The organism is Phycisphaeraceae bacterium, assembly GCA_019636655.1.
Classification (GTDB): Bacteria; Planctomycetota; Phycisphaerae; order Phycisphaerales; family UBA1924; genus JAHBXB01.
Window position 1 is genome coordinate 260,410 of record JAHBXB010000003.1, and the last position, 24,295, is coordinate 284,704.

General features: G+C 64.4%; 19 protein-coding genes. 15 read left to right on the top strand and 4 right to left on the bottom strand.

Translation table 11 applies throughout. The annotated features are described in order from the left end of the window. The first annotated feature begins 46 nt into the window (after positions 1 to 46). From KF745_10895 to treY, 5 genes are all read left to right on the top strand, one after another. A complete protein-coding gene (locus KF745_10895) occupies positions 47 to 1,243 on the top strand; it encodes a redoxin domain-containing protein (GenBank protein ID MBX3358919.1) in 1,197 nt (398 codons plus the stop codon). Positions 1,244 to 1,400: 157 nt separating this feature from the next. After that, positions 1,401 to 3,422, top strand: a complete 2,022-nt coding sequence (gene malQ, locus KF745_10900) for a 4-alpha-glucanotransferase (GenBank protein MBX3358920.1) — start codon at positions 1,401 to 1,403, stop codon at positions 3,420 to 3,422. Next, positions 3,419 to 5,245: a malto-oligosyltrehalose trehalohydrolase gene (treZ, locus tag KF745_10905; protein MBX3358921.1), complete on the top strand. Its 1,827-nt coding sequence runs from the start codon at positions 3,419 to 3,421 to the stop codon at positions 5,243 to 5,245. The genes malQ and treZ overlap by 4 nt, the downstream gene beginning before the upstream one ends. Further along, positions 5,242 to 7,635 carry a DUF3536 domain-containing protein gene (locus KF745_10910; GenBank protein ID MBX3358922.1) on the top strand — a complete coding sequence of 798 codons (2,394 nt, stop codon included), beginning with the start codon at positions 5,242 to 5,244 and terminating at the stop codon, positions 7,633 to 7,635. Before treZ ends, KF745_10910 begins: the two co-directional genes overlap by 4 nt. After that, positions 7,632 to 10,088 carry a malto-oligosyltrehalose synthase gene (gene treY / locus KF745_10915; GenBank protein ID MBX3358923.1) on the top strand — a complete coding sequence of 819 codons (2,457 nt, stop codon included), beginning with the start codon at positions 7,632 to 7,634 and terminating at the stop codon, positions 10,086 to 10,088. The genes KF745_10910 and treY overlap by 4 nt, the downstream gene beginning before the upstream one ends. A 42-nt stretch (positions 10,089 to 10,130) precedes the next feature. Here the strand turns inward: treY and KF745_10920 are convergent, their stop codons facing one another. Genes KF745_10920 through KF745_10935 form a run of 4 tightly spaced genes read right to left on the bottom strand, consistent with a single transcriptional unit; the run spans position 10,131 to position 12,289 of the window. Beyond that, complete coding sequence (locus KF745_10920; protein MBX3358924.1) at positions 10,131 to 10,976, bottom strand: ABC transporter permease; 846 nt, start codon at positions 10,974 to 10,976, stop codon at positions 10,131 to 10,133. Positions 10,977 to 11,008: 32 nt separating this feature from the next. Continuing rightward, positions 11,009 to 11,362, bottom strand: coding sequence for an STAS domain-containing protein (locus KF745_10925; protein ID MBX3358925.1), 354 nt, complete (start codon positions 11,360 to 11,362; stop codon positions 11,009 to 11,011). A gap of 10 nt (positions 11,363 to 11,372) precedes the next feature. Next, on the bottom strand, positions 11,373 to 11,882 hold the full coding sequence (locus KF745_10930; GenBank protein MBX3358926.1) for an ATP-binding protein: 510 nt from the start codon (positions 11,880 to 11,882) through the stop codon (positions 11,373 to 11,375). Between the two features lie 32 nt (positions 11,883 to 11,914). Then, the gene (locus KF745_10935) at positions 11,915 to 12,289 is read right to left on the bottom strand and encodes a HEAT repeat domain-containing protein (GenBank protein ID MBX3358927.1); all 375 of its coding nucleotides are present in this window, start codon (positions 12,287 to 12,289) and stop codon (positions 11,915 to 11,917) included. An 81-nt stretch (positions 12,290 to 12,370) separates the two neighbouring features. Between KF745_10935 and guaA the strand changes: the two genes are divergently transcribed. The 10 genes from guaA to pilO all read left to right on the top strand — a co-directional run bounded on the left by guaA (position 12,371) and on the right by pilO (position 24,253). Further along, entirely contained in the window at positions 12,371 to 13,990 is a 1,620-nt protein-coding gene (gene guaA / locus KF745_10940; GenBank protein MBX3358928.1) for a glutamine-hydrolyzing GMP synthase, read from the top strand. 3 nt (positions 13,991 to 13,993) lie between these two features. Then, a complete protein-coding gene (locus KF745_10945) occupies positions 13,994 to 14,398 on the top strand; it encodes a secondary thiamine-phosphate synthase enzyme YjbQ (protein MBX3358929.1) in 405 nt (134 codons plus the stop codon). Positions 14,399 to 14,732: 334 nt separating this feature from the next. After that, positions 14,733 to 15,584 (top strand): 30S ribosomal protein S2, encoded by an 852-nt coding sequence (rpsB, locus tag KF745_10950; GenBank protein MBX3358930.1) that lies wholly within the window; start codon positions 14,733 to 14,735, stop codon positions 15,582 to 15,584. A gap of 140 nt (positions 15,585 to 15,724) precedes the next feature. Beyond that, positions 15,725 to 16,540 (top strand): translation elongation factor Ts, encoded by an 816-nt coding sequence (tsf, locus tag KF745_10955; protein ID MBX3358931.1) that lies wholly within the window; start codon positions 15,725 to 15,727, stop codon positions 16,538 to 16,540. A gap of 343 nt (positions 16,541 to 16,883) precedes the next feature. Continuing rightward, positions 16,884 to 18,605, top strand: a complete 1,722-nt coding sequence (locus tag KF745_10960; GenBank protein ID MBX3358932.1) for a PAS domain-containing protein — start codon at positions 16,884 to 16,886, stop codon at positions 18,603 to 18,605. Between the two features lie 41 nt (positions 18,606 to 18,646). Beyond that, positions 18,647 to 20,785, top strand: coding sequence for a Flp pilus assembly complex ATPase component TadA (gene tadA, locus KF745_10965; protein ID MBX3358933.1), 2,139 nt, complete (start codon positions 18,647 to 18,649; stop codon positions 20,783 to 20,785). After that, on the top strand, positions 20,782 to 22,005 hold the full coding sequence (locus tag KF745_10970; protein ID MBX3358934.1) for a type II secretion system F family protein: 1,224 nt from the start codon (positions 20,782 to 20,784) through the stop codon (positions 22,003 to 22,005). The genes tadA and KF745_10970 overlap by 4 nt, the downstream gene beginning before the upstream one ends. Continuing rightward, on the top strand, positions 22,006 to 23,076 hold the full coding sequence (locus tag KF745_10975) for a hypothetical protein (GenBank protein ID MBX3358935.1): 1,071 nt from the start codon (positions 22,006 to 22,008) through the stop codon (positions 23,074 to 23,076). Next, positions 23,073 to 23,696, top strand: coding sequence for a hypothetical protein (locus tag KF745_10980; GenBank protein MBX3358936.1), 624 nt, complete (start codon positions 23,073 to 23,075; stop codon positions 23,694 to 23,696). Before KF745_10975 ends, KF745_10980 begins: the two co-directional genes overlap by 4 nt. After that, positions 23,693 to 24,253, top strand: a complete 561-nt coding sequence (gene pilO, locus KF745_10985; GenBank protein MBX3358937.1) for a type 4a pilus biogenesis protein PilO — start codon at positions 23,693 to 23,695, stop codon at positions 24,251 to 24,253. The genes KF745_10980 and pilO overlap by 4 nt, the downstream gene beginning before the upstream one ends. Positions 24,254 to 24,295 lie beyond the last annotated feature (42 nt).

The window sequence follows — 24,295 nt, forward strand, 5'->3', positions numbered from 1 at the left end:
AGGCCGGCATCTGAGATCCGGTGTAGCCTTGTCAAGGGAGTTGAAGATGACACGACGGACGACCGCTGTTCTTGCTGGGCTGGTGATTGGCGCTCTGGCAACAGCTGTTCCACGGGGAACACCGATGGCGGAGGCCCAGCAGGTTCCGCAATCTCCCCTGGCCACCGATGCGACCAGCACCTACAACCTGACCGTCGGCAGCGTTGCCGTCGATGGGTACGACCCTGTGGCATACTTCCCTGAGGGTGGAGGGACCGCAACGAAGGGGGATGCCCGCTTCGAAATGGCGCACAACGGCGTCACGTACCGGTTTTCGTCAAAGGCACATCTTGATCTGTTCAGGTCCAATCCCTCCAAGTACCAGCCGGCCCACGGCGGGTGGTGCACGTATGCGATGGGCAAGGACGGTGCCAAGGTCGAGGTCGACCCGACGTCGTACGTCGTGGCCGGCGACCGGCTATTCCTGTTCTACAAGGACTTCTTCACCAATACTCGCGCATCGTTCCTGAAGGACCAGGAGGGACTCACCGCCAAGGCCGACGCGAACTGGAAGCGGCTTACCGGTGAGTCGCCGCGGATGGGCACCCCAGCCTCGCTCCAGCGCCAACTCGACGAGTTGCGGGACCGGGCGAACAAGGCGGCGCCGGCCGAGCGGATTGCGGTCTACGAAGAGGGAATCCGCGAGATCGCCGCATCGGGGGTGTTGGAGAGCGCCCTGAAGGTCGGGGCCAGCGCGCCTGACTTCACGCTGATGAGTGCGGCTGGCCCGCCCGTGCGGCTTGCCGAGTTGCTCAAGTCTGGCCCAGTTGTGCTGACCTGGTACCGAGGCGGGTGGTGCCCGTACTGCAACCTGCAGCTTCGGACCTATCAGGAGTCTCTCGCGGACTTCAAAGCGGCAGGAGGGGCTCACCTTGTCGCCGTGTCGCCGCAGATGCCCGACTCGTCGCTCTCGACCCAGGAGAAGAACTTGCTCGAGTTCGCTGTTCTGAGCGACCCGGGAAACTCGGTCGCCCACCAATACGGCGTCGCCTATCGCCTTCCGGAGAGCGTCGTCAACGCATTCAAGGGACGGCTGGACATGCCGCGGTTCAACGGCGACGACTCCTGGGAGTTGCCTCTCCCAGTCACGTACGTCATCGGCAAGGATTCTCGGATCGCCTACGCGTTCATCGACGCCGATTACCGGAAGCGAGCGGAGCCTGCCGACATTCTCGCCGCCCTGCGAGCTCTGCAGTCACCATGATCCGAACTCGGCTTGCGTTTTCTTTAGGTATCGGGTGGTCTGGCGCCGCGCCTCCCAATAACGTGACCCATGGGTCCACGCTCTGCAGTCATGCCGGGCCAGGGTGTTCAGTCGCACTCGCGGACTGACCAGCGACTCGAAGACGGGACCTCAAGACATGCGTAGGGGCCCGCGCTCGCCCGCGGATTCCTCGACGCTGGAGCGTCTAGCGGCCGGCGCGGGGGTGCTTACCAGATATGTCGATGGGCTCGGAGTATCGCGCACTCCCCCAACAGGTGTTGTCCGCCGGATCTGCGAGGCGCTGGTACAGGTCTCGAACTCCACGACCGATGAAGCGGCTGTAACCCTTGCTGGCGCTCGCTCGTTTGAGGTGCCTCGCACGGCGAGAGCTGCGTCGCGCACCGGCGTCCTCGTCCTTGAGGACGGTGGGCGGGTCCCGGTTCAACTGGCAACACAGACTGGGTCAAGGCGTCTGATCGCGCGGCTCCCCCGTCCGATACCGCTTGGTGTCCACCGGCTCCTCCTTGACGGCGCACGGCAGGACGCCAGGGTCCATGTCCTGGCCCGACCACGATCCCTGGCGAGATCTGTCGCTCGCTCCGGGCGACGCCTCGCCGTGTTCCTGCCCCTGCACGCGGTATCGCCGGGCGGGCCGTTTGGGATCGGGACGTACTCGGATCTCAAAACGCTCTGTGACTGGGCTGAGGCGTCCGCTGGCGCCCTTGTGGGAACGCTTCCGCTGTTCCCGTCGTTCATGGGTGAGCCGTTCGATCCGAGCCCGTATGCCCCAGTCTCCCGGCTCATGTGGAACGAGCTCTTCGTTGACCCAAGCCGGGCGCCGGAATGGACGCCGCTGGCCAAACGCGGCCGCCCCACCCGCCGCGACGCGAGCCGAGGAACGCCTCGGCGGCAGGGGCTCGCCGTGGACTATCGGCGGTCGTGGAGCGATGCTCGCAGAACTCTGTCAGCCATGGCATCCATCGCGAGGCAGTTGCCACAACGGTGGACGGAAGTCGTTTCGAACTCGAGCGCCGAGGCGGTCAGGTATGCACAGTTTCGTGCACTCGTCGACTCTACTCGCAAGGACTGGAGGGCTTGGCCGGCCTCCTGGCGGTCTGGACGCCTTCCCGACGCCAAGATCAATCCGCGCGACGTTGACCTCTATGTCTACGCGCAGTATCTCGCCGCGGAACAGATCGCCGCGTTGAAGCAAGGGACCTCCTCGCGCAGCCCACTGTATCTTGACCTTCCGATCGGCGTTCACGCCGGGGGATTCGACACCCTCACCCGCCCGGATCTCTTTCTCCACGGCTTTTCGGCCGGAGCGCCGCCGGACGCCCTGAACGCCGACGGCCAAGTCTGGGGATTCCCTCCGATGCACCCGCTAGCGGGACGGGCCGACGGCTACTCGCACCTGCGCCGCATCCTCCGGCGGATGCTGTCGATTGCCGGGGTGATTCGGATTGACCACGTGATGGGGTTGTACAGGATGTTCTGCGTCCCCATCGGGCACGCGGGGACCGATGGCGCGTACATCCGCTACCCTGAAGACGAGCTGTTTGCCGTTGTCATGATCGAAGCGGCCCGCGCTGGCGCGATAGTCGTCGGCGAGGATCTCGGGACCGTTCCGCCTCCGGTGCGACGGCTCATGAAACGGCGGGGACTCCTGGGCATGTACGTCCAGCAGTTTGCTTTCGATGCGAAGCCCGGGAGGACGATTGCGCCCGCTAGTCGGCATGCACTCGCCAGCCTGAACACCCACGATACACCAACGTTTGCCGGGTTCTGGAATGCGGATGATGTGACCCTTCGGCATGCCCTGGGCCATCTCGACGGCGCGGGCGCTGCTCGGGAGCGTGCGGCGCGGTCCGACATCCGCCGCATGGTCGCCGGTGACCTTCGACGGTGCCGCATGCCCGCGAGCACGGCACGCGACGCAGCGATGTCGCTCATGCGGCTTCAAGCCCGTGGCCCCGCCCTGCTCTCCCTCATCAATCTCGAGGACCTCTGGGGGGAGCGACTTCCACAAAACGTGCCCGGAACTTCGTCGGAGTATCCGAACTGGCGTCGACTCGCGGCAAGATCCCTGCCCACGATCGTGCGCAGCCGTGCAATCGCCGCTCAGTTGTCGCTTCTTCGCGCGGAGCGACGCGCCACCAGGCGGAGGCGCCGCCGATGACCACCGTGCTTCCGCAAGTCGGGGCGTGCCCGCTCGACGACCGTCGGACGCGGTTCACCGTCTGGGCTCCGCTGCAGGATCGCCTCTGGGTGCATTTCCCGGGCTCAGATCGAGCCGAGCTGATGGTCGTCGATTCGGATGGCTATCACACGCTCACTACGGAAGCGCCCGAAGGCACGGCCTACCAGTACATGTTCGCGGACAAGCGGCTCCGACCGGACCCGGCTTCGCTCGCACAGCCCGAGGGCGTGCACGGCCCCTCGCGTGTGACATCGCGCGCTCCCGCGTCAGCCGCGTCGCCGTTCGTCAACGCCCCGCTGGCCGACCACGTTCTCTATGAACTCCACGTCGGCACATTTACGCCCGATGGCACGTTCGACGCCATCATCACACGCCTGCCGGATCTGCAGAGCCTCGGAGTGACCGCGCTCGAGTTGATGCCGATCAGCCAGTTCCCCGGCGAGCGCAACTGGGGGTACGACGACGTAAACCTGTTCGCGGCTCAATGGTCGTACGGCGGAGTTGCCGGACTCCGGCGGCTCGTTCGCGCCTGTCACGAGCATGGGCTCGCGATCTTTCTCGACGTGGTGTACAACCACCTCGGCCCTGAGGGGAACTACCTGGGAGAGTTCGGGCCGTACTTCACTGATCGCTACAAGACCCCGTGGGGCGCCGCCCTCAACTTCGACAGCCGCGGCTCAGATCACGTCCGCGAGTTCTTCATCCAGAACAGCCTCTACTGGACCCTCGATTGCGGCGTCGACGGCCTCCGCCTGGACGCGGTGCATGCGATCATGGACCACACTGCCAGCACGTTTGTCGAAGAACTCGCGGCGAGGAACCATGCCGAGGCACGGCGGCTGAATCGGCGGGTGCTCATCATCGCCGAGTCCAGCGACAACGACCCTCGTCTGGTGCGGCCACGCTCGCGTGGAGGGATGGGTCTTGATGGGTGCTGGAACGACGACTACCACCACGCGATCAGAGCGTCCCTCACCGGCGATCGCCGCGGCTATTACAGATCCTTCGGAGACCCATCTCAGATCGCCAAGGCCGTGCGCGACAGGTTCGTGTTCGTCGGCGAATACTCCAGCGTGCACGGCCGGCGGCACGGAGCCATGGCCGACGACGTGGCTCGTTCCAGCCTTATCGTGTTCTCCCAGAATCACGACCAGGTGGGCAATCGCCCCGCGGGCGATCGTCTTGATCGGAACGCCGGGCTCGACGGCGCGAGAGTTGCCGCCGCACTTGTGCTGCTGTCACCGTTCACGCCGATGCTGTGGATGGGTGAGGAGCACGCCGAGGCGGCGCCGTTCCAGTACTTTGTCAGCCACGGCGACGACGCTCTGATCCGCGCGGTGCAGCAGGGTCGCGCCCAGGAGTTTGCCGAGTTTCAGCCTCCTGGCGGCGTGCCTGATCCCCAGGACGAGGCCACGTTTCTTCGCTCAAAGGTCGATTGGGGCCTGCGCGAGGACCAACGGCACGCGGCGATGCTCCGGTACTACACTGAGTTGCTTCGGCTCCGCCGGACGCTCGACATCCCGGGCCGCTCGAATGGCGTTGCCGCGACCTCACGCGGCGCCGTGGTTGAGTTGAAATACCCGACGCCCGCGTGCACGCTCATCATCGCCAATACCGGCGGTGATCCCGCCCGCGTTGATCCGACACCCGGAGATCCACCCGTGTTCCACGTCCTGCTGAGTTCGGACGAGGCCCGATGGGGCGGAGAGAGATCCGGATCGTGCCCCGATTGGAACACATCCGCTCCGCTTACGATTCCGGGGCGGACCGCTCTCGTGTTGCGGGCACAGGTGCACGAATGACCCGACGGTACCTCTGCATCCACGGGCACTTCTACCAGCCACCGCGCGAGAACGCGTGGCTGGAGGCGGTGGAGATGCAGGAGTCCGCCTACCCCAATCACGACTGGAATGAGCGGATCACGCGGGAGTGCTACGCGACCAATGCTCGCGCCCGCCTGCTTGACGGCGACGGCACGATCGAACGCGCGGTCAGCAACTACGAGCGGATCAGTTTCAACTTCGGCCCCACGCTGCTGGCTTGGATGAAGGACGCTGCGCCGGGGGTGTATGCCCGGATCATCGACAGCGACCGCGCCAGTGTCGAGCGCTTCGGGGGTCACGGTTCCGCGATGGCTCAGGGCTACAACCACGCGATCCTTCCACTCTGCAACGAACGCGACCTGGCGACCCAGGTGCTCTGGGGTGTCCGGGACTTTGAATCGCGATTCGGTCGCAAGCCCGAGGGCATGTGGATGCCCGAGACCGCGGCGAATACCCCTACCCTGGAGGCGATGGCAGAGGCCGGCATTGCGTTCACCGTGCTGGCGCCGCGGCAGTGCGCGGCAGTGCGCCCAATCGGCGACGCCCCGTGGGATGAGGTTGGAGAGGGCGTCGATCCGACCCGCGCCTACACCTGCCTGCTGCCCTCAGGCCGGTCCATCGCACTGCTCTTCTACGATGGCCCGGTCTCCCAGGGAGTCGCCTTTGAGGGCCTGCTGAACAGCGGGGATCGCTTCGCCACACGTCTGATGAGCGGATTCAGCGATGCCAGATCCCACGATCAGCTCATGCACATTGCCACCGACGGGGAGAGCTACGGCCACCACCACCGTCATGGCGAAATGGCGCTCGCCGCGGCGCTGGCCACGATCGAGGCGGATCCTTCTGTCGAGGTGATCAACTACGGACTTTTTCTCGAACGACACCCCCCCACGATGGAGGCACGGATCCACGAGAACAGTTCGTGGAGTTGTGTCCACGGTGTCGAGAGGTGGCGGTCCGATTGCGGGTGCAACTCCGGCAAGGCGGGACTGCACCAGCGGTGGCGGTCCCCCCTACGTGATTCGCTGGACTGGCTGCGGGACGCCGTGCTCGAGCGCTTCGAGGAGGTAGGCGGGCAGTTGTACAAGGATCCGTGGGCTGCACGCGATGCGTACATCGGTGTCATCCTCGATCGCTCTCCCGACTCGGTTGACCGGTTTCTCACCGCCCACGCGGCCCGACCACTTCAAGATCACGAACGCCGAGCCGCCATTCAACTTATGGAGCTGCAGCGCCACGCGATGCTCATGTACACGAGCTGCGCCTGGTTCTTTGATGACGTCTCCGGGATCGAGACCGTTCAGGTCATCCAATACGCAGCACGAGTGATCCAACTCGCGAAGAGGACCCTGGGCCTCGACCTGGAGGAGGGACTACTGGAGCGGCTCGCCGCATCACCGGGCAACTCCAAGGAGTTCCCCGATGGTCGCGCGGTGTACAACCAGTGTGTGCGGCCGGCCATGCTGGGCCTCGACCGCGTGGCAGCTCACTACGCGGTCCACCGGTTGTTCGATGGCACGAAGGACCGTGTTTACGCCTTTGAGATCAACGGGGACGAGGGGAACCGGCGGACCTCGGGGCGTGCCCGCCTCGTCGTCGGGAACGCGACATTCCACTCCGGCATCGACTTTGAGGCCGCAAGGCTCTCGTACTGCGCTCTGCACATGGGGGATCACACGGTATCGTGCGGTGTTCGGGTTTATGCCGGAGATGCTGCCTTTGCGGCTGTTCGGACCGCCGCGGAGGAGGCGTTCGATCGGGCTGACTTTGCGGAAGTCCTTAAGCTCATGGACAGGGAGTTCGGCGGGACATCGTACTCCATCGCCTCCCTCTTCCGGGACGAGCAGCACGCCGTCGTTCGTCGGATCCTCAAGCCGGCGCTGGAACAGATCGACAGCTCCTACACGCAGATCTATGAACAGCACGCGCCACTCGCCAGGTTCCTGCGCTCGTTGAAACTGACCGTTCCCCGCAGGATCCAGGTGATCGGCTCCTTCGTGCTGAGCCAGAGGCTGCGCCGCCTGTTCGAAGAGCCGGCCCCCGATCTTGCCCTCGCCGCCGAGCTCGTCGACGAGGCAGCGAGGAGCGGCATTACGCTGGATGAGCAGACCGTGGGGCAGAGTGTCTCGAACGCCATGAGCCGCGAGATTGCGTCTACACCCCAGGACACAATCGACAGTTGTCGGTTCCTCCTCGCTTTGGTGAGATTCGTTGACACACTTCCATTCAACGTCGATCTCTGGCCGCTCCAGGAGTTCTACCTGGACCGCGTGCGGCCCCTTGCCGCGGAGATCGCAGGCTCCCTTGACCGATCCGCGGACCTTGCCCTGCTCCGCGAGTTAGGAGCGGCATTGGAGGTCCGCGTGTGAAGCGGCCGAGCCCGATCGCGACCTACCGGATCCAGCTCACTCCTCGCTTTGGGTTCGACGCAGCAGCGGCGATTGTCGGTTACCTCGCGGACCTTGGAGTGTCGCACCTCTATCTTTCGCCGATATTTGAAGCTACGCCCGGCAGTTCCCACGGCTACGACCAGACCGATCCGACCCGCATCCGTACCGAGCTGGGCGGCGCGTCGGCCTTCGAGCGGCTCTCCTCGACAGCCCATGATCGCGGGCTCGGAATCGTGCTTGACATTGTTCCCAATCACATGGCAGCCCACCATGCAAACCCGTGGTGGTACAACCTTCTCAAGCACGGTCCGGACTCCGAGTACGACCGTTTTTTCGATGTGGACTGGGCAAGCGAAGGTGGCCGAGTCGTCCTGCCGGTTCTTGGGGCCCCTCTCGCAGAGGTGATCGCAAGAGGCGAGATCACGTTTGAACCCAACGGCTCGCTCTGCTACTTCGAACGACACTTCCCACTCAGCGAAGGAGACATCGAGGCGGTCCGCTCGGGAGACAATCTCGGCAATGTGCTCTCCCGACAGCACTACGTCCTGACGTATTGGCGCGACGGCCTGCGTCGACTCAACTACCGGCGGTTCTTTGATATCTCTGATCTCGCCGGCCTCCGCGTCGAAGATCCGGTCGTGTTCGACCGGACACACGCGGCACTGTTCTCGCTTGTCGCCCGCCGCCTTGTCGACGCCGTACGGGTCGATCACATTGACGGCCTGCGTGATCCCCTTCAGTACCTTAAGCGACTTCGGGACGGGCTCTGCTCCGCGAACCCCGACTCCGTCCCGGTCTTCGTCGAGAAGATCCTCGCACGCGGCGAGTCCCTTCCTTCCGCCTGGCCACTGGACGGCGCCACGGGATACGAGTTCCTTGCCGCTGCGGCGTCGATGATGACCGATCCAACGGGCATAGCCGTACTCCGTCGTCATACCGTGGCAATCGGTGCGGGCGCACCAGACTTCCACCACCTAGCGGTTGCCAGCAAGCGGGAGGTTGCACGCTCTCTCTTTGGTCCAGAACTCTCGCGACTCTGCCGTGCGGCAGATTCCTGCCTCCGAGGCGTCGGCCTTGAATGTGACGCGGCTTCTTTGCGAGTGGCGATCGCCGATCTATCGGCCTGCCTCTCTCGGTATCGCACGTACGCCGATTCGGCGGGCCCTTGTCGCAGCGACGTGGAGTGCATTCGCGACGCCGCTCGCGGGGCCGAGTCGCTCGCTCGATCGCCGAACCACTTGTCCGCGGTCCGGAACCTCGCCGGGCTCCTCACGCTCTCGGCGCCCTTCCATTCCGGCCAGGCTCGCTTGCAAGCGATCGAAACGCTGCGAACGTGGCAACAGTTCACTGGACCTGTCGCCGCGAAGGGGGTTGAGGACACCGCTCTTTATCGCGATATCGCGATCCTCGCTCTCAACGACGTTGGAACGGAGCCGATCCCGCAGGATCCCCGAGCTCAGATTGAGTGGCTTGCATTGCAGCGCCGGGTTCATACGCTATCGATGAACGCGACAGATACACACGATGCCAAGCGGTCAGAGGATGTGCGTGCCCGCTTGGCGGTGCTCACATGGTTCCCTGCCGACTGGACGCGGATCCTCGACCAGGCCATCCCGCTCCTCGCCGAGCTGTCACCTCATCGCACCAGCGACCGCTTGCCTGCCGCTGGCGATCTCTCGCTGATCCTCCACTCAGCCTTTGCCCTCGGTCCTCCGGCAGGTGCCTTTGACGCCGCTCTCGGTGATCGCCTCAAGGATTACATCACCAAGGCGACTCGTGAGGCAAAGCGGGCTACGACCTGGATTAGTCCATCAAGTGACTACGAGGCCGCCTGCTCGCACGCCGTTGATCTGCTGCTCTACAGCGATGCCCTAGCGGGTGTCAGAGGTGAAATGGCCAAACTTGCGCGCGCGACCAGGCTCATGGCAGCTCGCATGTCCCTCGCCATTGTGATGCTCAAGTCCCTATTCCCAGGTACTCCTGATTGGTACCAGGGCACCGAGTGCCTCGCCCTGTCCTTCGTCGACCCGGACAACCGGCGTCCCGTCGATTTCGAAGCCCGCCGCACCCTCTTGGCTGACATCCAGGCTCAATGGCGTTCAAGCCCGGCCGCCGCGGCGGCCTCGCTCCTGGACGACCCCGACAGCGATGCGGCCAAGCTCTTTGTCACGTGGCGGGTACTAACCGTCCGACGACGGCTGCTGGCCGAAGGTGCTCGCATGACACTTGAATCATTCGAGCGCAGCCCAAGCCATTGCCAATGGCGTGTCACAGCCGACCAACACCGGTGCTCGGCGAGCGTGGCCCTGCGGCCGGACGATCATCAGCAGACCGTTACACCAGCAGGTGCTGATCAACTGCGAGGGACGGTGTCCGGGCTGTCCGCGCTTTGGGCCAGCATCGTCGTCGAAGGCGTCTGGGAAACGTGGTAGGCAGCCGAACGGATCCCGCAAGCCGGGATGTGTTGCACAGAGTCAGGTCAACTTCCACGCGTAGAAGATGGCGGTGAAGATCAAGTCGGCGATGACGATGGCGACGACCGATTGCACGACGGTACCGGTGGTCGCCTTGCCGACGCCCGCAGCGCCGCCGGTGACTTTCAGCCCGTTGGTGCACGCGATAAGACCAATGAGCAGCCCGAAGACCACAGACTTGCCGATGCCCGTTGCGAAGTCCACGAACTTGAGTTGGTCGACCATGTTCGAGTAGTACTTCTGCGGGGCGATCCCCAGGGCCAAGGCGGCGGTGAAGAGGCCGGAGGTGACCGCGACAAGGTCGGAGAGCACCGCGAGGCAGGTCATGCTGATGACCGACGCAAGGACGCGTGGAATCACCAGGAACCTGACGGGGTTCAGGGCGTGGGCTTCGAGGGCCTCGATCTCCTCTCCAACAACCATCGTGCCGATCTCGGCGGCGATGGCGGCTCCGGCAAAACCGGTCAGCACGATCGCGGCGATCAGCGGGCCGAGTTCGCGGAAGACCGCGACGCCGGTGATATTGGCCACAAGATCCTTGCTGCCGAAATCGTCCAGCGGCGGAGCCATCTGCAGGACCAGGATCAGCCCCACGCAGCCCGAGACGAGCGAGATGATGAAGATCGATCTCACACCAATCCGAACGATCTGCGACACAATCGCCGGGCGGCCCAGCCGCACCCGGCGGTACACGGCCCACCGAAGGATCCAGTGGGTCATCTCGACCACCAGAAACCACGCGGACCCGATTTGGTCGAGAACATCGAAGAGCCGCTCACCTATCGCGGCGACAACTCCGGCCATACCGGTCGGCGCGGATTGCGTGTTGACAACGTCGTCAGCCATGTGTCCTGTATGGTCCGTACCCGCACCTCGGATCAGGCACCGAGAGCCGCGTCGACAGTGGTGGTGATCTTAAACACGGTATCGAGCCTGGCGATCTCGAAGATCGACCGCACCTTGTCGGTGAGCGCGGCGAGAACCATCGTCGAACCGCTCTTCCGAGCAATCTGCATCGCCTCGACAAGAGTTGCGACCCCAGAGGAATCCATGTACGGCACCTGCGAAAGGTCGACCACCATAGTCGCGGGCTTGGTGGACTGCACCTGTTTGAGGGCCTGCCGGAACACGGGCGACGCCGTGAGGTCGATATCTCCTTCGGGCAGCACCACTGTGGCGCCACCGCGGGGCGTCCACGTGATCTTGATCGTGTCTCCGTTGAGTTCACCCATGAGTGGATCCTTACGCGGTCGGCTCGGCCCGGGAAGGGTCGCCCGCCGGATCGGTGGCAGATTCCGTCCGTTTCTTGGTCATTGTGAGCCGCATCCCTCTTCCTGAGTTGTCGCTGCGGCGTTCGTACGACACATCGTCCATGACGTGTCGGATGATGTGCACCCCGAGCCCCCCCGGCCGGACGTCTTCAAGATTCCTTGACTTGATCGTGGTGGGATCGACCTGTTTAGCGTCATCTTCGATGACAATTCTGAGCGCCACGGTGGGGTTGTCTGAAGACCCGGGAGTGGCCACGCCGCCGACGGGGGTCAGGCTGATCCAGATCGGGCGGTCGGGAGCACGCCCATAGCCGTGGCGGATCACGTTGCACAGCGCCTCGTCGACGGCCAGGGCAATCTGGCCGCAGGCCTCGTCGGTAAAGGCCAGTCGCCTAGCCACAGAGGCAACCATTTCCCGGGCACCGCTGAGGTACAGCGGGTTGCTCATCATTTCGATACGGATCTCGGATGGCTGGTCCATATGAACGACCCACGCGAGGACACACGCCCACATCAGGCGGGCTGCTCGCTCCCTTCGATGGGAGCATTGACCTTGCACCACTCGACCCATCGATCGACCGCCACGCGGCGGTCCCACACAGGAGCCGCGTAGTCATAGCCCAGGTCTTCACCGGTAAAGTACTTCAGGCTGGTGATGGCGTACAGCCGAACAGCCGCATCGTCGTCGTCCAGGAGAGAAACAATCGAGGGGATGGCGCGACGATCGTCGGACTGAACGGCGATGCGGATGGCATTCAGACGGCTGTCGGGGCTGTACGAGTCAAAGGATGGCGGTGGGGCCGAGGCGCATCCGCACACGGCTATCGGGATCATCATCCCGGCGGCCAGCAGGGCGATCACAGCGGCCTGACTGTCTGCGATACTCACGTGGTCATGGTACCTCAACCAACCGCACGACGAAAGCGGGGCCCTCGCGGGGGCGGCGAGTGGTCTTGGTTATAGTTCGCCATGACACGACCCGGCAGCACGGTTGACCCCGCCAGCCCCCGACGGTTTCCCCACGACGAGGTGGTGGTCATTGTCGACTTTGGGTCGCAGACGGCTCAGCTGATCGCCCGACGCGTTCGGGAGGCAGGTGTCTTCTCGTTTCTGGTGTCCCCCGCAACCCCGGCGGCCACAATCGCGGCGTACAAGCCCAAGGGAATCATCCTCTCCGGCGGCCCGGCGAGCGTGTACGAGGAGGGATCGCCACAATGCGATCCAGGCCTGCTGGACCTGGGAATCCCGGTTCTGGGCATCTGCTACGGCATGCAATGGGCGTGCCGGGCCATGGGATACCGGGTTGCCAGGCATGATCATCGCGAGTTCGGCAAGGCGCACATCACGGTCGCCCGAGGCTCGGAGCTCTTTGCGGCAGTTCCCGAGCGAACCGTCGTGTGGATGTCGCATGGCGACCAAGTCCTCAATGAACCGGATGCGGAAGCCGAGGTTGCACCCGGCGAACTCGAGGTGGTCGCGGGCACGGAATCGTGCCCGCTCGCGGCGGTGCGGCTGCACGCCGGGAACCGCCGCTTCTACGGCGTCCAGTTCCATCCCGAAGTGACGCACACCCCACACGGATCAACGCTCCTGCAGAACTTCCTGTACGAAATCTGCAAGTGCGCCGGCACATGGACGATGTCGGACTATGTTCAGACCGCGATCGCGCAGGCTCGCGAGCAGATCGGCGATCACCGGGTTGTCTGCGGCCTCTCAGGCGGCGTTGACTCGGCGGTGACGGCCGCGCTGCTGCACCGGGCCGTCGGTGACCGACTGACGTGCATCTTCATCGATACGGGTCTGTTGCGGAACGCTGAGCGAGAGTTCGTCGAGACGACGTTCCGGGATCACTTCTCGATCGACCTCCGAGTCGTGGACGCCGGCGAGCGATTTCTCGCCGATCTTCGAGGGGTGGAAGACCCGCAGGAGAAACGCCGCCGCATCGGCCATCGGTTCATAGAGGAGTTCAAGGCGGCCTCGGCGGATCTCCCGAGCGTGAAGTTCCTGGCCCAGGGGACGCTGTATCCCGACGTCATCGAATCGGGGTACGGCCACGCGGGCACGAGCGCGACGATCAAGCTGCACCACAATGTTGGCGGCCTGCCCAAGGACCTGGGCTTTGATCTTGTGGAGCCGATGCGGGATCTGTTCAAGGACGAGGTGCGGAAGCTCGGCGGCGTGCTCGGCCTGCCCGAAATGATGATCTGGCGACACCCCTTCCCGGGCCCCGGCCTGGCCGTGCGTGTACTCGGGGAGGTGACCCGCGAGAAGCTCGAGTTGCTCCGCCGGTGTGATGAGATCCTGCTCGAAGAGATCATGGGGGCCAATCTCTACCGCAGCACGAGCCAGGTCTTTGCGGTGCTTCTGCCGGTGCGGAGCGTGGGCGTTATGGGCGACGGACGCACGTACGAGAGCGTGGTGGCCCTGCGGGCGGTCGAGTCCCAGGACTTCATGACCGCCGATTGGGCAAGGCTCCCACACGAGTTGCTCGCGACCATATCGAACCGGATCATCAACGAAGTCCGCGGGGTCAACCGTGTGGTCTATGACATCTCGAGCAAGCCTCCCGCAACAATCGAGTGGGAGTAGGACATGGTCCGCCGCATCACGGTCGAAACCCGCGGCAAGGGCCTGCACGACATCACCGACCAGGTCCAGGCGGTCGTGGATCTCGCAGCAACCACCGAGGGGTTGTGCACTGTGTTCGTTCAGCACACCTCGGCAAGCATCGTGATCCAGGAAAACACCGATCCGGCGGTCAGGCGTGATCTGGAATCATGGATGTCCCGCCTGGTTCGGGATGGGGACCCCTTGTTCACCCATACCGACGAAGGTCCGGACGACATGCCCTCGCACATCCGCTCGGTTCTGACCGCGACGAGCGTGGGCATTCCTGTGGTCGCAGGGCGCCTTGGGCTGGGAACCTGGCAGGCCGTCTACCTCTGGGAACACCGGAACGGGGCAAGGTCTCGTTCGGTGCTCGTTTCGATCAGCTGATTCTCGCGCCAAGGGGCTGTCGGTTGGCCTACCTGGGAGTGGGTCACCCTGGCCCGCTGCTACCCGCTGCCGTAGGCCGCTTGTCCGGGTGATGGGAGGGCCTATACTGCGGCATCGGGCGTGATCGGCGCCCGGGGCCGGGGCCCGTGACAGGCACGGGCGAGGCAGTTCAAGACGTCAAATCCGGAGACTCGGGCCAACGGGGCCCGGCTCGGAGCGGAAGCGCCCTTGTGCGTGAGCGAGGGTTCGGCGCGGCAGGTTCCGCGTCGGCCCGACCGCCAGTGGCGGTTGCCGATTCGCTTCACGCGGTGTCGCTGCAAGGAAATGGTGGACCATGTCGACGACTCTTGTGCAGGATCTGATCGAGGCCGGAATTCACTTCGGCCAGCGCTCGTCCGGATGGAACCCCAAGATGGGGCCGTTCATCTACGGGAAGCGCAACGGGATTCACATCATCGATATCAAGGAGACCGTGAAAGGTCTCCTGCTGGCAAAGAAGTACCTTGCCCGCGTCGTCTCGGACGGCAAGGACGTGTGCTTCGTGGGAACGAAGCGGCAAGCCCGGTCGGTTCTCGAACAGCGGGTTGGGGATGTCAAGCAGCACTGGGTGACGGAGCGGTGGCTCGGCGGCACGCTGACCAACTTCCGAACCATCCGTCAGCGGCTCAAAAGGCTCGAGGAGCTCGAGACGATCGAGAAGACCGACAATTTCGCCTCCTACTCCAAGAAGATGGAGAGCCAGCTCAAGCGAGAGAAGGCCAAGATCGATCGCAACCTCCGCGGCATCCGGAACATGGAAAAGCTGCCCGGCGCGATGGTCGTCATCGACGTCAAGCGAGAGGTCAACGCGCTCAACGAGGCCCGCAAGCTCGGCATTCCCACGATCTGCCTGATCGACACCGACGGCGACCCGGATATGGCCGACATCCCGATCCCGGGCAACGACGATTCGATGCGGTCGATCGATGTGGTGATCCGCGAACTGTGTTTAGCCGTGGCCGAGGGCAAGCAGATGCGTGACACCGCCAAGTCCGGCGGCGAAGAACCCGCGCAGAACGCATCGGGCGAGGCCCAGCCTCGCCGCTCCCGTCGGGCGCAGTTCCGGGCTGATGATGCCCGGGCCGGCAAGGGTGAAGGGGAAGAATCCCCCGCGACCGGCGAGTCGCTGGCGGCCAAGCCCGGGTAAGCAGGCGCGGTGAGCCTCTCGCCGCGCACGTCACGAACTCAGTTCCGCACTCTCGCGCCCGAATTGGTGCATGCGTGCGGTGCCCAAGTCTAACCAGCCGGGTCTCGGTACCTGGACGCCGATCGCGAAGGAGCGGTTCGATGGAGATTGATGCCAAGACGGTGATGGCCCTGCGGAACAAGACCGGGCTGTCGATGATGGAGTGCAAGAAGGCGCTCCAGGAGTCCTCGGGCAATATGGAGGCGGCGGAGGACCTGCTCCGCAAGAAGCTCAAGGGCAAGATGGACGCCCGCACCGAGCGTGCCGCGGGCGAGGGCCGGATCGCCATCGCTACCAATCCGGGGGCCGGTTCCGCGGCCATTATCGAGCTGCGTGCCGAGACCGACTTTACGGCGAAGAACGAGAAGTTCATCAGCGTTGCCAATCGTCTCGCAGAGTTGGCGCTCGATGCGCATGCAGGGGAGATCACGGCGACCGCGCCGATGACGTCGATCGTCGACGACCTCCGCATCACTACCGGCGAGAACTGTGCACTGGCCCGCGGCCACAAGGTGATCGGAAAGGCGGGCGAGACGGCCTACGGCACCTACGTCCACCATGACGGCAAGACTGGGGTCCTTGTTCACGCCGAGGGCTCGATCAGCGATGACACGCTCCGGCAGGTGTGCATGCACATCACCGCCGCGCACCCCCGGCCGCTCGGCGTCTCGGCGGACGACATCCCGGCCGACGTCGTTGAGAAGGAGCGGAAGTTCCGCATCGAGCAGGCGATCGAGTCCGGCAAGCCGAAGGAGATTGCCGAGAAGATGGTCGAGGGCGGAATGCGCAAGTTCTTCGAGGAGATTGCGCTTCTGGAGCAGCCGTTCATCAAGGACCCAACAAAGAAGGTCAAGGACATTGTTGGAGCGGGCGCCCGGATCGTCGGGTTCTATCGCTGGCAGGTCGGCCAGGCCTGATTCCGCTGGTTGACTTGAACTTGAGCAGGGCGGCGCCGATTGGCGGCCGCCCTATTTCGTTGGCAGCCCGACAAACACCACAGGTCCGGTAACACCACGGCCATCTCGCCACCGCGAATCGGGCTTCACCGTCTTGCCTGCGCGGCCGATAGTCCATCGACGGGCTGATTACCCGGCCCAACTCGCGTCCAAGAACGAGGATCTATCGATGCCGCCTGACGACGTCAACTCGACTCCGCCGGCGCCCCGGCCGACGGCCATGAGTCGCTGGCGCCGACGAACTCCGATCGCTCTCATCGGGCTATTGGCGGTTGTCATCCCATTGCTCACAGCTGCTGCGTGCTTGGGCTGGACGCTCCGCTCCTGGCAGGACCTTCAGACCGGTCAGCGCCTGGACTTGGCTTCTCGCATTGCCGACGCCGTCGCCACCTCCGCCCAGAGTCTAATTGAGCGCAATGATCTGACGCCCCTCCGCATGCTGGTCAGCGAGGTCGCCCAGCGGTCGGGGCTTGAGGAATGCTACATTGAGCTTCCGGACGGCGGGATTCTTGCCCACGTCGATCCGCAGCGTGTGACGGTCAAGGAGATCCCGGCCGTATGGCCCTCCCAGGCTCGGCTCACGGGCGACTCGCCCCGCGCCAGCCCCGTCGAAGCGCATCGAGCTCTGGATCTAGGCGATGGCAAGACCGCGACCGTGGTTGTACGGGCCGCCCGTCCTGCACTGCCCTGGAACGACGGCCTGTTCGCCGGCGGTCTCCTCGTTATCGGCCTGTTGGCGGCGCTCTCGATCCTGGCCCTGATTCGGGTGACAGTCCGAACCCTGCGGCCGCTGCGGGCCATCCAAAGCTCCATGCGGGCCCTGGCAGCCGGAGACACGTCGCCTGATGCCCTCTCGATCAGCCCGCGATTTGGCGACGAAGCCACAGCCTGGAACTCCTACCTCGCTACGAGGGAGTCCGATCGAAGCGCCTCGCTGGATGAGCAGATCGACGGAACGGCCTCGTCGACGCAGGGCGTTGAGAGCCTGCTCGAACGCGGCTGCGATGCCCTCCCCCAGGGGATGGTGCTGCTCGATGGCGCTGGACGTATCCGCTTCGCGAACGGAGCGGCGAGCGTGCTCCTGGGCGCGAAGAAAGTCGACCTGCCAGGTCGCCTTCTCGTCGAGCGCATCGAGGACGATCGTGTCAAGCTCATGATCAACGGCGTATTCGGCGAGGGCGGCGGACAGCGCCGCAGGGCTTCAATCGAGGTCACCTCCGGAACCGGCGACGATGCCAGCGTGCTTCGATACAGCCTGTTCCGCCCCGCGGGCGACGCATCCGGGGCCGGCCTGCTGATCATTGATGATCTGACCCAGCAGCGCGTGGCGGATCGAGCCCGCGACTCCTTTGTCGCCCAGGCCACCCACGAGTTGCGGACCCCGCTGACGAATATCCGCCTCTACATCGAGACCCTTCTCGAATCCGGCGAGGAGAGCGCGACAACGAGGGGCGAGTGTGTGAATGTGATCAACCAGGAGGCCCGCCGGCTCGAACGGATGGTCAGCGACATGCTGTCGGTTGCCGAAATGGAGTCCGGGTCTCTAAAGCTCCACGCAGATGACGTCCGGTTTGATGCCCTACTCGAGGAGTTGCGGGCCGACTACCAGGCGATGGCCAGGGAGAAGAACATCACGCTCAACTTCGACCTGCCACCGAAACTCCCTGTCATCCGCGGCGATCGGGACAAGATCGCGATGTCCCTGCACAACCTCATCGGCAATGCCATCAAGTACACACCTGCAAACGGAACCGTCGTGGTTACGCTTCAGGACACGCCGACTTCGGTGATGGTCATGGTGAAGGACAGCGGCATCGGTGTCGCCGCGGAGGAGCGGGAAAGGATCTTTGAGAAGTTCTATCGGAGCCGTGACCGCCGTATTGCAAAGATCACCGGCACCGGCCTGGGTCTTGCCATCGCTCGTGACGTGATCCGCCTGCACGGCGGCGACATCACCGTCGATTCCGAGTTGGATCAAGGCAGCACGTTCACCCTGACGCTCCCCCGGCTGGCCCAGGCCGCCTGACGCACGACGTCGTCGACGGCGACGCCAGGAGAATACGCGGCATGGAAATCCGCGAGACCAAGCACGGCGCCATTACCATCCTCAAACCAATCGGGCCGCTGGTCCAGGGTGAGGCACAGGTTTTCTCGCAGCGTATGGCGGTAACGTGGACCCGATCACTCGGGCGCAGCGTCATCGATGCCTCCGCTATCCCGTTCCTCGACAGCGCGGGCCTGGAGGCGCTTGTCGCGGCCGCCGAGCAGGTCAACGAAACCGGGCAATCGCTCAAGATCGCTGCCGCGGGTGAGACACTCCGCGAGGTGTTCGATCTTACCGACGTCACGCCGCTCTTCGAGCACTTTCTCGAGGTCTCCGATGCGACGAGGAGCTTTGTCGCTGCCGGCCAGGGCTCCCTCCCGGCATCAGCCGATGCGTCATCGCTGGTCACCGTTCCTTCCGGTCGGGCCCTCCGTGTAGGTGAAGCGCTGGTCGAAGACGGGGTCCTCTCCAACGAACAGTTGCAGCAGGCCCTCGCGGCTCAACGAGGAACCGGTCGGATGCTGGGAGAGATGCTCGTTGAGCAGGGAATCGTCAAGCCGAGCTCGCTGGTAAGGTCTCTGGCACGACGTCTTGGCGTCAAGGGCTGCCATCTGCGCCACGGCCTGATCGATCCCTCGCTGCTAAAGTTGATCGGGGCCGAGGAGGCGGAGCGGCTGAAGCTCATCCCGATGTTCCGGGTCAAGGGCACCCTGACAGTGGCGATGGCCGAGCCGCAGTCCCTTCCCGCGATCGACCGGCTTAAGAAGGTCACAGGCCTCAAGGTCCGATCGGTGCTTGCCCTTGAGAGCAACGTTCTTGAATACATCAAGAAATACGCGGGCGGCGATGTTGATGTCGAGGCATTCCTGACATCGCTGACCGACTCCGACGTGCGTGTAGTCGAGCGAGAGACCGTCGACGAGGGACCGGCCACCGATCTCGACAAGATGGTCGCCGGCAATCCAATCGTGAACTTGGTCAACGTGGCCCTGCTGACGGCCGTCAAGGATGGAGCCAGCGACATCCACATTGAGCCGGAGAAGAGGGGAACCCGAGTCCGCTACCGGATCGACGGGGCGCTCCGCGATCTCATGAAGCCGCCGGCGGGCATGCACGCGGCGATCGTTTCCCGCGTGAAGGTCATCGGCAAGATGGACATCGCCGAGAAACGGCTGCCCCAGGAGGGCCGCGTTCACATCATCGCCGAAGGCCGCGAGATTGACCTGCGTGTGTCCAGTATGCCGACGCTGCTGGGCGAGAAACTCGTCCTCCGCGTGCTCGACAAGCAGAACCTGAAGGTGCGACTCGAAGACCTGGGCTTCCGCGCGGACGCCCTGACCACCTTCCGTTCGATCTTGGACCGGCCGCACGGGCTGGTGCTGGTCACCGGGCCGACCGGAAGCGGGAAGACGACCACGCTCTATTCAGCTCTCGATCTCCTCCGCGACCCAGAAACAAACATCGTGACCGTTGAAGATCCGGTCGAGTACCAGCTCGACTTGGTCAACCAGATCCAAGTCATGGATCAGATTGGCCTGAACTTTGCCCGGGTGCTGCGCAGCACGCTCCGCCAGGACCCGGACGTGATCATGGTCGGAGAGATCCGAGACGAGGAGACCGCACGCGTCGCGGTCCAGGCCGCCCTGACCGGCCACCTCGTGCTGGCAACCCTGCATACCAACGATGCCCCCGGCGCGGTGACCAGGCTCGTTGACATGAACGTCAAGCCGTACCTGCTATCGAGCGCGATCAACGGCGTGGTGGCCCAGCGGCTCGCGAGGACGCTGTGCCAGGCCTGCATTACGAACTACTACCCATCGGCGGATGTGCTCGCGGACGCGGGGCTCCCCCACATGACGGGCCGCCCATTCCGGAAGGGAACCGGCTGCCGGCAGTGCCACGACAGCGGATTCCAAGGCCGGCTGGGAATCTATGAGGTCATGGAGGTCACGCAGGAGCTTCGGCGTATGGTCCACAACAGCGCGCCAAGCCATGAGTTCAGGGCCAAACTCGCCGAGAAGGGCTGGCTGCCGCTCAGGCAGGAGGGCGTCATGCTGGCCCTGGACGGCAAGACGAGCCTTGAGGAAGTCCTTCGCGTCACCCACACCGACGATGATGCTACGAACCCGACCGTGGCAGCCCCGGTGAAGGAGGCCGCGTGAAACTCGTGTATCAGGCCTACAACCGGCTCGGGGAGGCGGTCAGCGGTGAGATCGAGGCCGCCAGCGCGCACGAGGCCACCGAGGCCCTGTATGCGACCGGTGTGTACGTCACTGGCATTACCTCGGCAGCGACCGCCGACATGCCAAAGGCTCAGTTTCGGTTCAGCCTGGGCGGCAACCGCCTGAAAACTGTCGCATCGGCCACCCGTCAACTCGCGGTGCTCACATCGACCGGAACAAGCGTGGTGCAGGCCCTTGCTGCCGTTGAGCGTCAGCTTGACCGATGCCAGTTCCGAACGGTCATTGCCGACGTGCTCAGGCGTGTCGAAGAGGGCGAACCCCTCTCGGACGCCATGTCGCACCACCCCGCATACTTCGACGCCGTGTACCGCAGCCTGATCGCGGCGGGTGAGGCCAGCGGTCAGCTCTCGGTCATGCTGGACCGGCTCGCCCAGATGACCCGCAAGACGCTGAAGATCAGGAACACCGTGACCGGGGCCCTCGCCTACCCCATCATGCTCATGACCATGTCGGTGGCCGTGGTCATCACAATGCTGGTCGGGGTCCTGCCCCGCTTTGCCGGTCTGTTTCAGACGCTCGGCGCCAAAGTGCCCGCCTCGACTCAGATGTTGCTCGACGTGAGCGATTCGCTGACCGGATACTGGTGGGCGTACCTAATCGCCGCGGGGCTGGCCGGCGGCACCTTGGCCTGGTTCATCAGGTCCGAGCGCGGCCCACGAACCTGCGAAGCGCTTGCCATGAAGTCCCCGGTGGTTGGACCCTTCCTTCGCTCCATGGCGACGGCCCGCCTTGTCCGCACGCTGGGCGTGCTCAGCGAAGCAAAGGTTCCGCTCCTGGACGCGATCGTGCTCACGCGCGACGCCGCGGGGAGCGACCCGTACCGCCGACTCATGGACAAGGCGGAACAGGCCGTGATTCATGGAAAGCCGATCAGCTCGGTTATGCGGGAGAACCCGCTTATCTCGCCCGCGGTGTACGAGGCGTTCGTCACTGGCGAGCGATCGGGGCAGGTGGGACCGATCCTGGTCAATCTGTCGGAGTTCCTGGACGAAGACAACGAGGTTGTCGTCAAGTCGACGATGAGCCTGATCGAGCCTGCAATCCTTGTCGTGCTGGGCGGCATCGTCGGTTTCGTAGCATTGAGTATCTTCCTTCCGTTGTTTGACCTCACGGCTGCCGCCGGATCAGGGGGTGGATGAGTGACACTGGTACTCCCACCAAGCCCGTTCGGACTCGATCTTGCCGCCGAGACCTTCCGCGCTCTCCAGATCGAGCGACGCGGAAGTCAATATGCGATCGTCGCGGCCGCGGTGGTAAAGCGGCTGGATCCCGGGCTCGCGATCCCCTCGGACCGCGATACGGCCCGGCTCGTCGAGGTGCTCGAACGGCAGGGGTTCGTCGGCACCAGCACTGTGATCTCCCTTCCGGATCCCACCCTCATCGCGACGATGTTTGAACTTGACCAACAGGCTACGGTGCCGTCTTCATCCGGCGCCGCACTCGGCGTCATCTCCCGGGTTGAGCTCGGGCGTGCGGCGGGGTGCGGGCCACAGGAGGTTGAGTCGGCGAGTTGGCCTCTGCCTCGCCCCGCCCGATCGAAGGCCTCCACTCCGATTCTGGCCCTCGGCTGCACCCACCGTGACGCGGATGCGTTGCTCAACGCCCTGGAGTGCAAAGGGCTCGAGGCGGTCGCATTGGAACCGAGGCCGCTGGCACTCGCAAGGGCTATGCGAACGCTGGCGCCGTCGTCCAAGCACATCGTGGCGAATGTCGACATGGATTGGAGCGACACCACGATTGTCCTGAGTTACAACGGTGCCATCGTGTATCAGCGATCGACGACAGAAGTCGGCGCACCGCCGATCCTCGATCTGGCGTCCCGTCAGTTGGGGTTCAACGGATCCCTGACTCGGCGTGCCCTGGTACGGACGGGCACGAGTACTGATGGCCAAGCCGCTCAGCCCGTAGATCGTTCCGTGGATGCGCTTGTGGCCGAGCAGGGCGAGTCGCTGGCCCGCGAGTTGAGCATGGCACTTTCCTACGTGCTGCACCGCTATCCAGAGGCCAGCGTGGACCTGGTGCTGATGTCGGGCGACGCGTGCGGTATCCGCGGGCTTGCGCTCGCGTTGGAGCAGCGTCTTCACACACCGATCCGCATCGCGGATCCACTCGGAGTACTTGCGGGAGGGGACGGCTACAGCGGAGTCTGCCCGTCGGCGCCGCTCGCGACAGCACTGGGTCTGGCGCTCCAATCGGGATTCACCTCATGATGACGGCCAACCTCATCCCCGCCCGGCGACTCAAGGTCACAGCAGCCCGCCGAACGGCCCGCCGATGGATCATCGGAGGAACGCTGTACGCGATGGGGCTCGTAGGCGGACTGGGCGCCGCCTCCGCGGCATGGAGTACGGAGAGCACAGACCTGGAATACCGCCTTGCCGAACAGCAATCACGCCTGAAATCCCGTGAAGCTGAGTCGCACGGTCTGTCGCGTCGGATCGATGATCTCAAGCGGCGCCTTGCAGCCAATCGTGCGGTCACGGAGCAGCCCGACTGGAGTGTCCTGCTTTCGCTGCTCGCCGAGTGCCTCGGTGATGATGCGGCCCTGCGCCGGTTCCGGCTCCGTGTGGAGCAGCCTCCGCCTCCCGCCAAACCGACAGGCGATGCGGCCTCGGTTCCGCCAGCCCGTGCCACCACCACGCTCTTTGTCGTGCAGATCAGCGGCATCGCGAAGGAACAGAGCGTCCCGCCGCAGCTCGTCCAGAAGCTCCAGGACTCTCACCTGTTTGATACGGTAAAACTGCTCGAAACACGCCTTGAGCCGAGCACCTCGGGCGTTCAGCTTGTCGCGTTCGAGGTCGAGTGCCGCCTGGGAGGCCAGAAGGAATGAAACTGCCTTCCACAATGAGCAACGAGAGTGTCACAGCCGCTGCGATCGCGACACTCGCGGCCGCAACCGCGGTGGCATATTTTGCCGGCCTGGCCCCGATTCTGCGGTCGAAGTCGACCTACTCCGCAGCCCAATCGGCGCTGGCCGAGGCGCAGTCGCAGATCGGCAGCCTTGGTTCCATGATCGGCACCCAGCAGAGCGAGGAGGCGAGACTTCAAGCCGACCTCGACGCCTCCCCGGTCCGCCTGCACCCGGCAGGGAGGATCAACGAGTGCATGTCGCAGCTCACAGCGCTTGCAGCAGAGACAGGCATCGTTATCGAGAGCCTGCAGCAGAGCCCGCCTACCTACAAAGAGCGGTTCGGCACGGTCCCGATCCGGCTCCAGGCACGCGGAACGTACTCCCAGTGCACCTACTTCATCCGCAAGATCACCGCTCGCCACGACCTGGGCACGTCAGCCATCGATCTGTCCGGTAACGGCAGCGATGCCAATAACTCACCGTTGATCGTGCTGGACTTACTGTGGTACGTGGCGCCACCGGAACAGCGCACCTGACTTTTCTGCCGCGGCCCTTGCATCCGCGCCGGGTGAATCGTC

Coding starts and splice junctions, on each gene's coding strand:
- KF745_10895 (MBX3358919.1), top strand. CDS start 47: ATGACACGACGGACGACCGCTGTTCTTGCTGGGCTGGTGATTGGCGCT.
- malQ (MBX3358920.1), top strand. CDS start 1,401: ATGCGTAGGGGCCCGCGCTCGCCCGCGGATTCCTCGACGCTGGAGCGT.
- treZ (MBX3358921.1), top strand. CDS start 3,419: ATGACCACCGTGCTTCCGCAAGTCGGGGCGTGCCCGCTCGACGACCGT.
- KF745_10910 (MBX3358922.1), top strand. CDS start 5,242: ATGACCCGACGGTACCTCTGCATCCACGGGCACTTCTACCAGCCACCG.
- KF745_10920 (MBX3358924.1), bottom strand. CDS start 10,976: ATGGCTGACGACGTTGTCAACACGCAATCCGCGCCGACCGGTATGGCC.
- KF745_10925 (MBX3358925.1), bottom strand. CDS start 11,362: ATGGGTGAACTCAACGGAGACACGATCAAGATCACGTGGACGCCCCGC.
- KF745_10930 (MBX3358926.1), bottom strand. CDS start 11,882: ATGGACCAGCCATCCGAGATCCGTATCGAAATGATGAGCAACCCGCTG.
- guaA (MBX3358928.1), top strand. CDS start 12,371: ATGACACGACCCGGCAGCACGGTTGACCCCGCCAGCCCCCGACGGTTT.
- KF745_10945 (MBX3358929.1), top strand. CDS start 13,994: ATGGTCCGCCGCATCACGGTCGAAACCCGCGGCAAGGGCCTGCACGAC.
- rpsB (MBX3358930.1), top strand. CDS start 14,733: ATGTCGACGACTCTTGTGCAGGATCTGATCGAGGCCGGAATTCACTTC.
- tsf (MBX3358931.1), top strand. CDS start 15,725: ATGGAGATTGATGCCAAGACGGTGATGGCCCTGCGGAACAAGACCGGG.
- tadA (MBX3358933.1), top strand. CDS start 18,647: ATGGAAATCCGCGAGACCAAGCACGGCGCCATTACCATCCTCAAACCA.
- KF745_10980 (MBX3358936.1), top strand. CDS start 23,073: ATGATGACGGCCAACCTCATCCCCGCCCGGCGACTCAAGGTCACAGCA.
- pilO (MBX3358937.1), top strand. CDS start 23,693: ATGAAACTGCCTTCCACAATGAGCAACGAGAGTGTCACAGCCGCTGCG.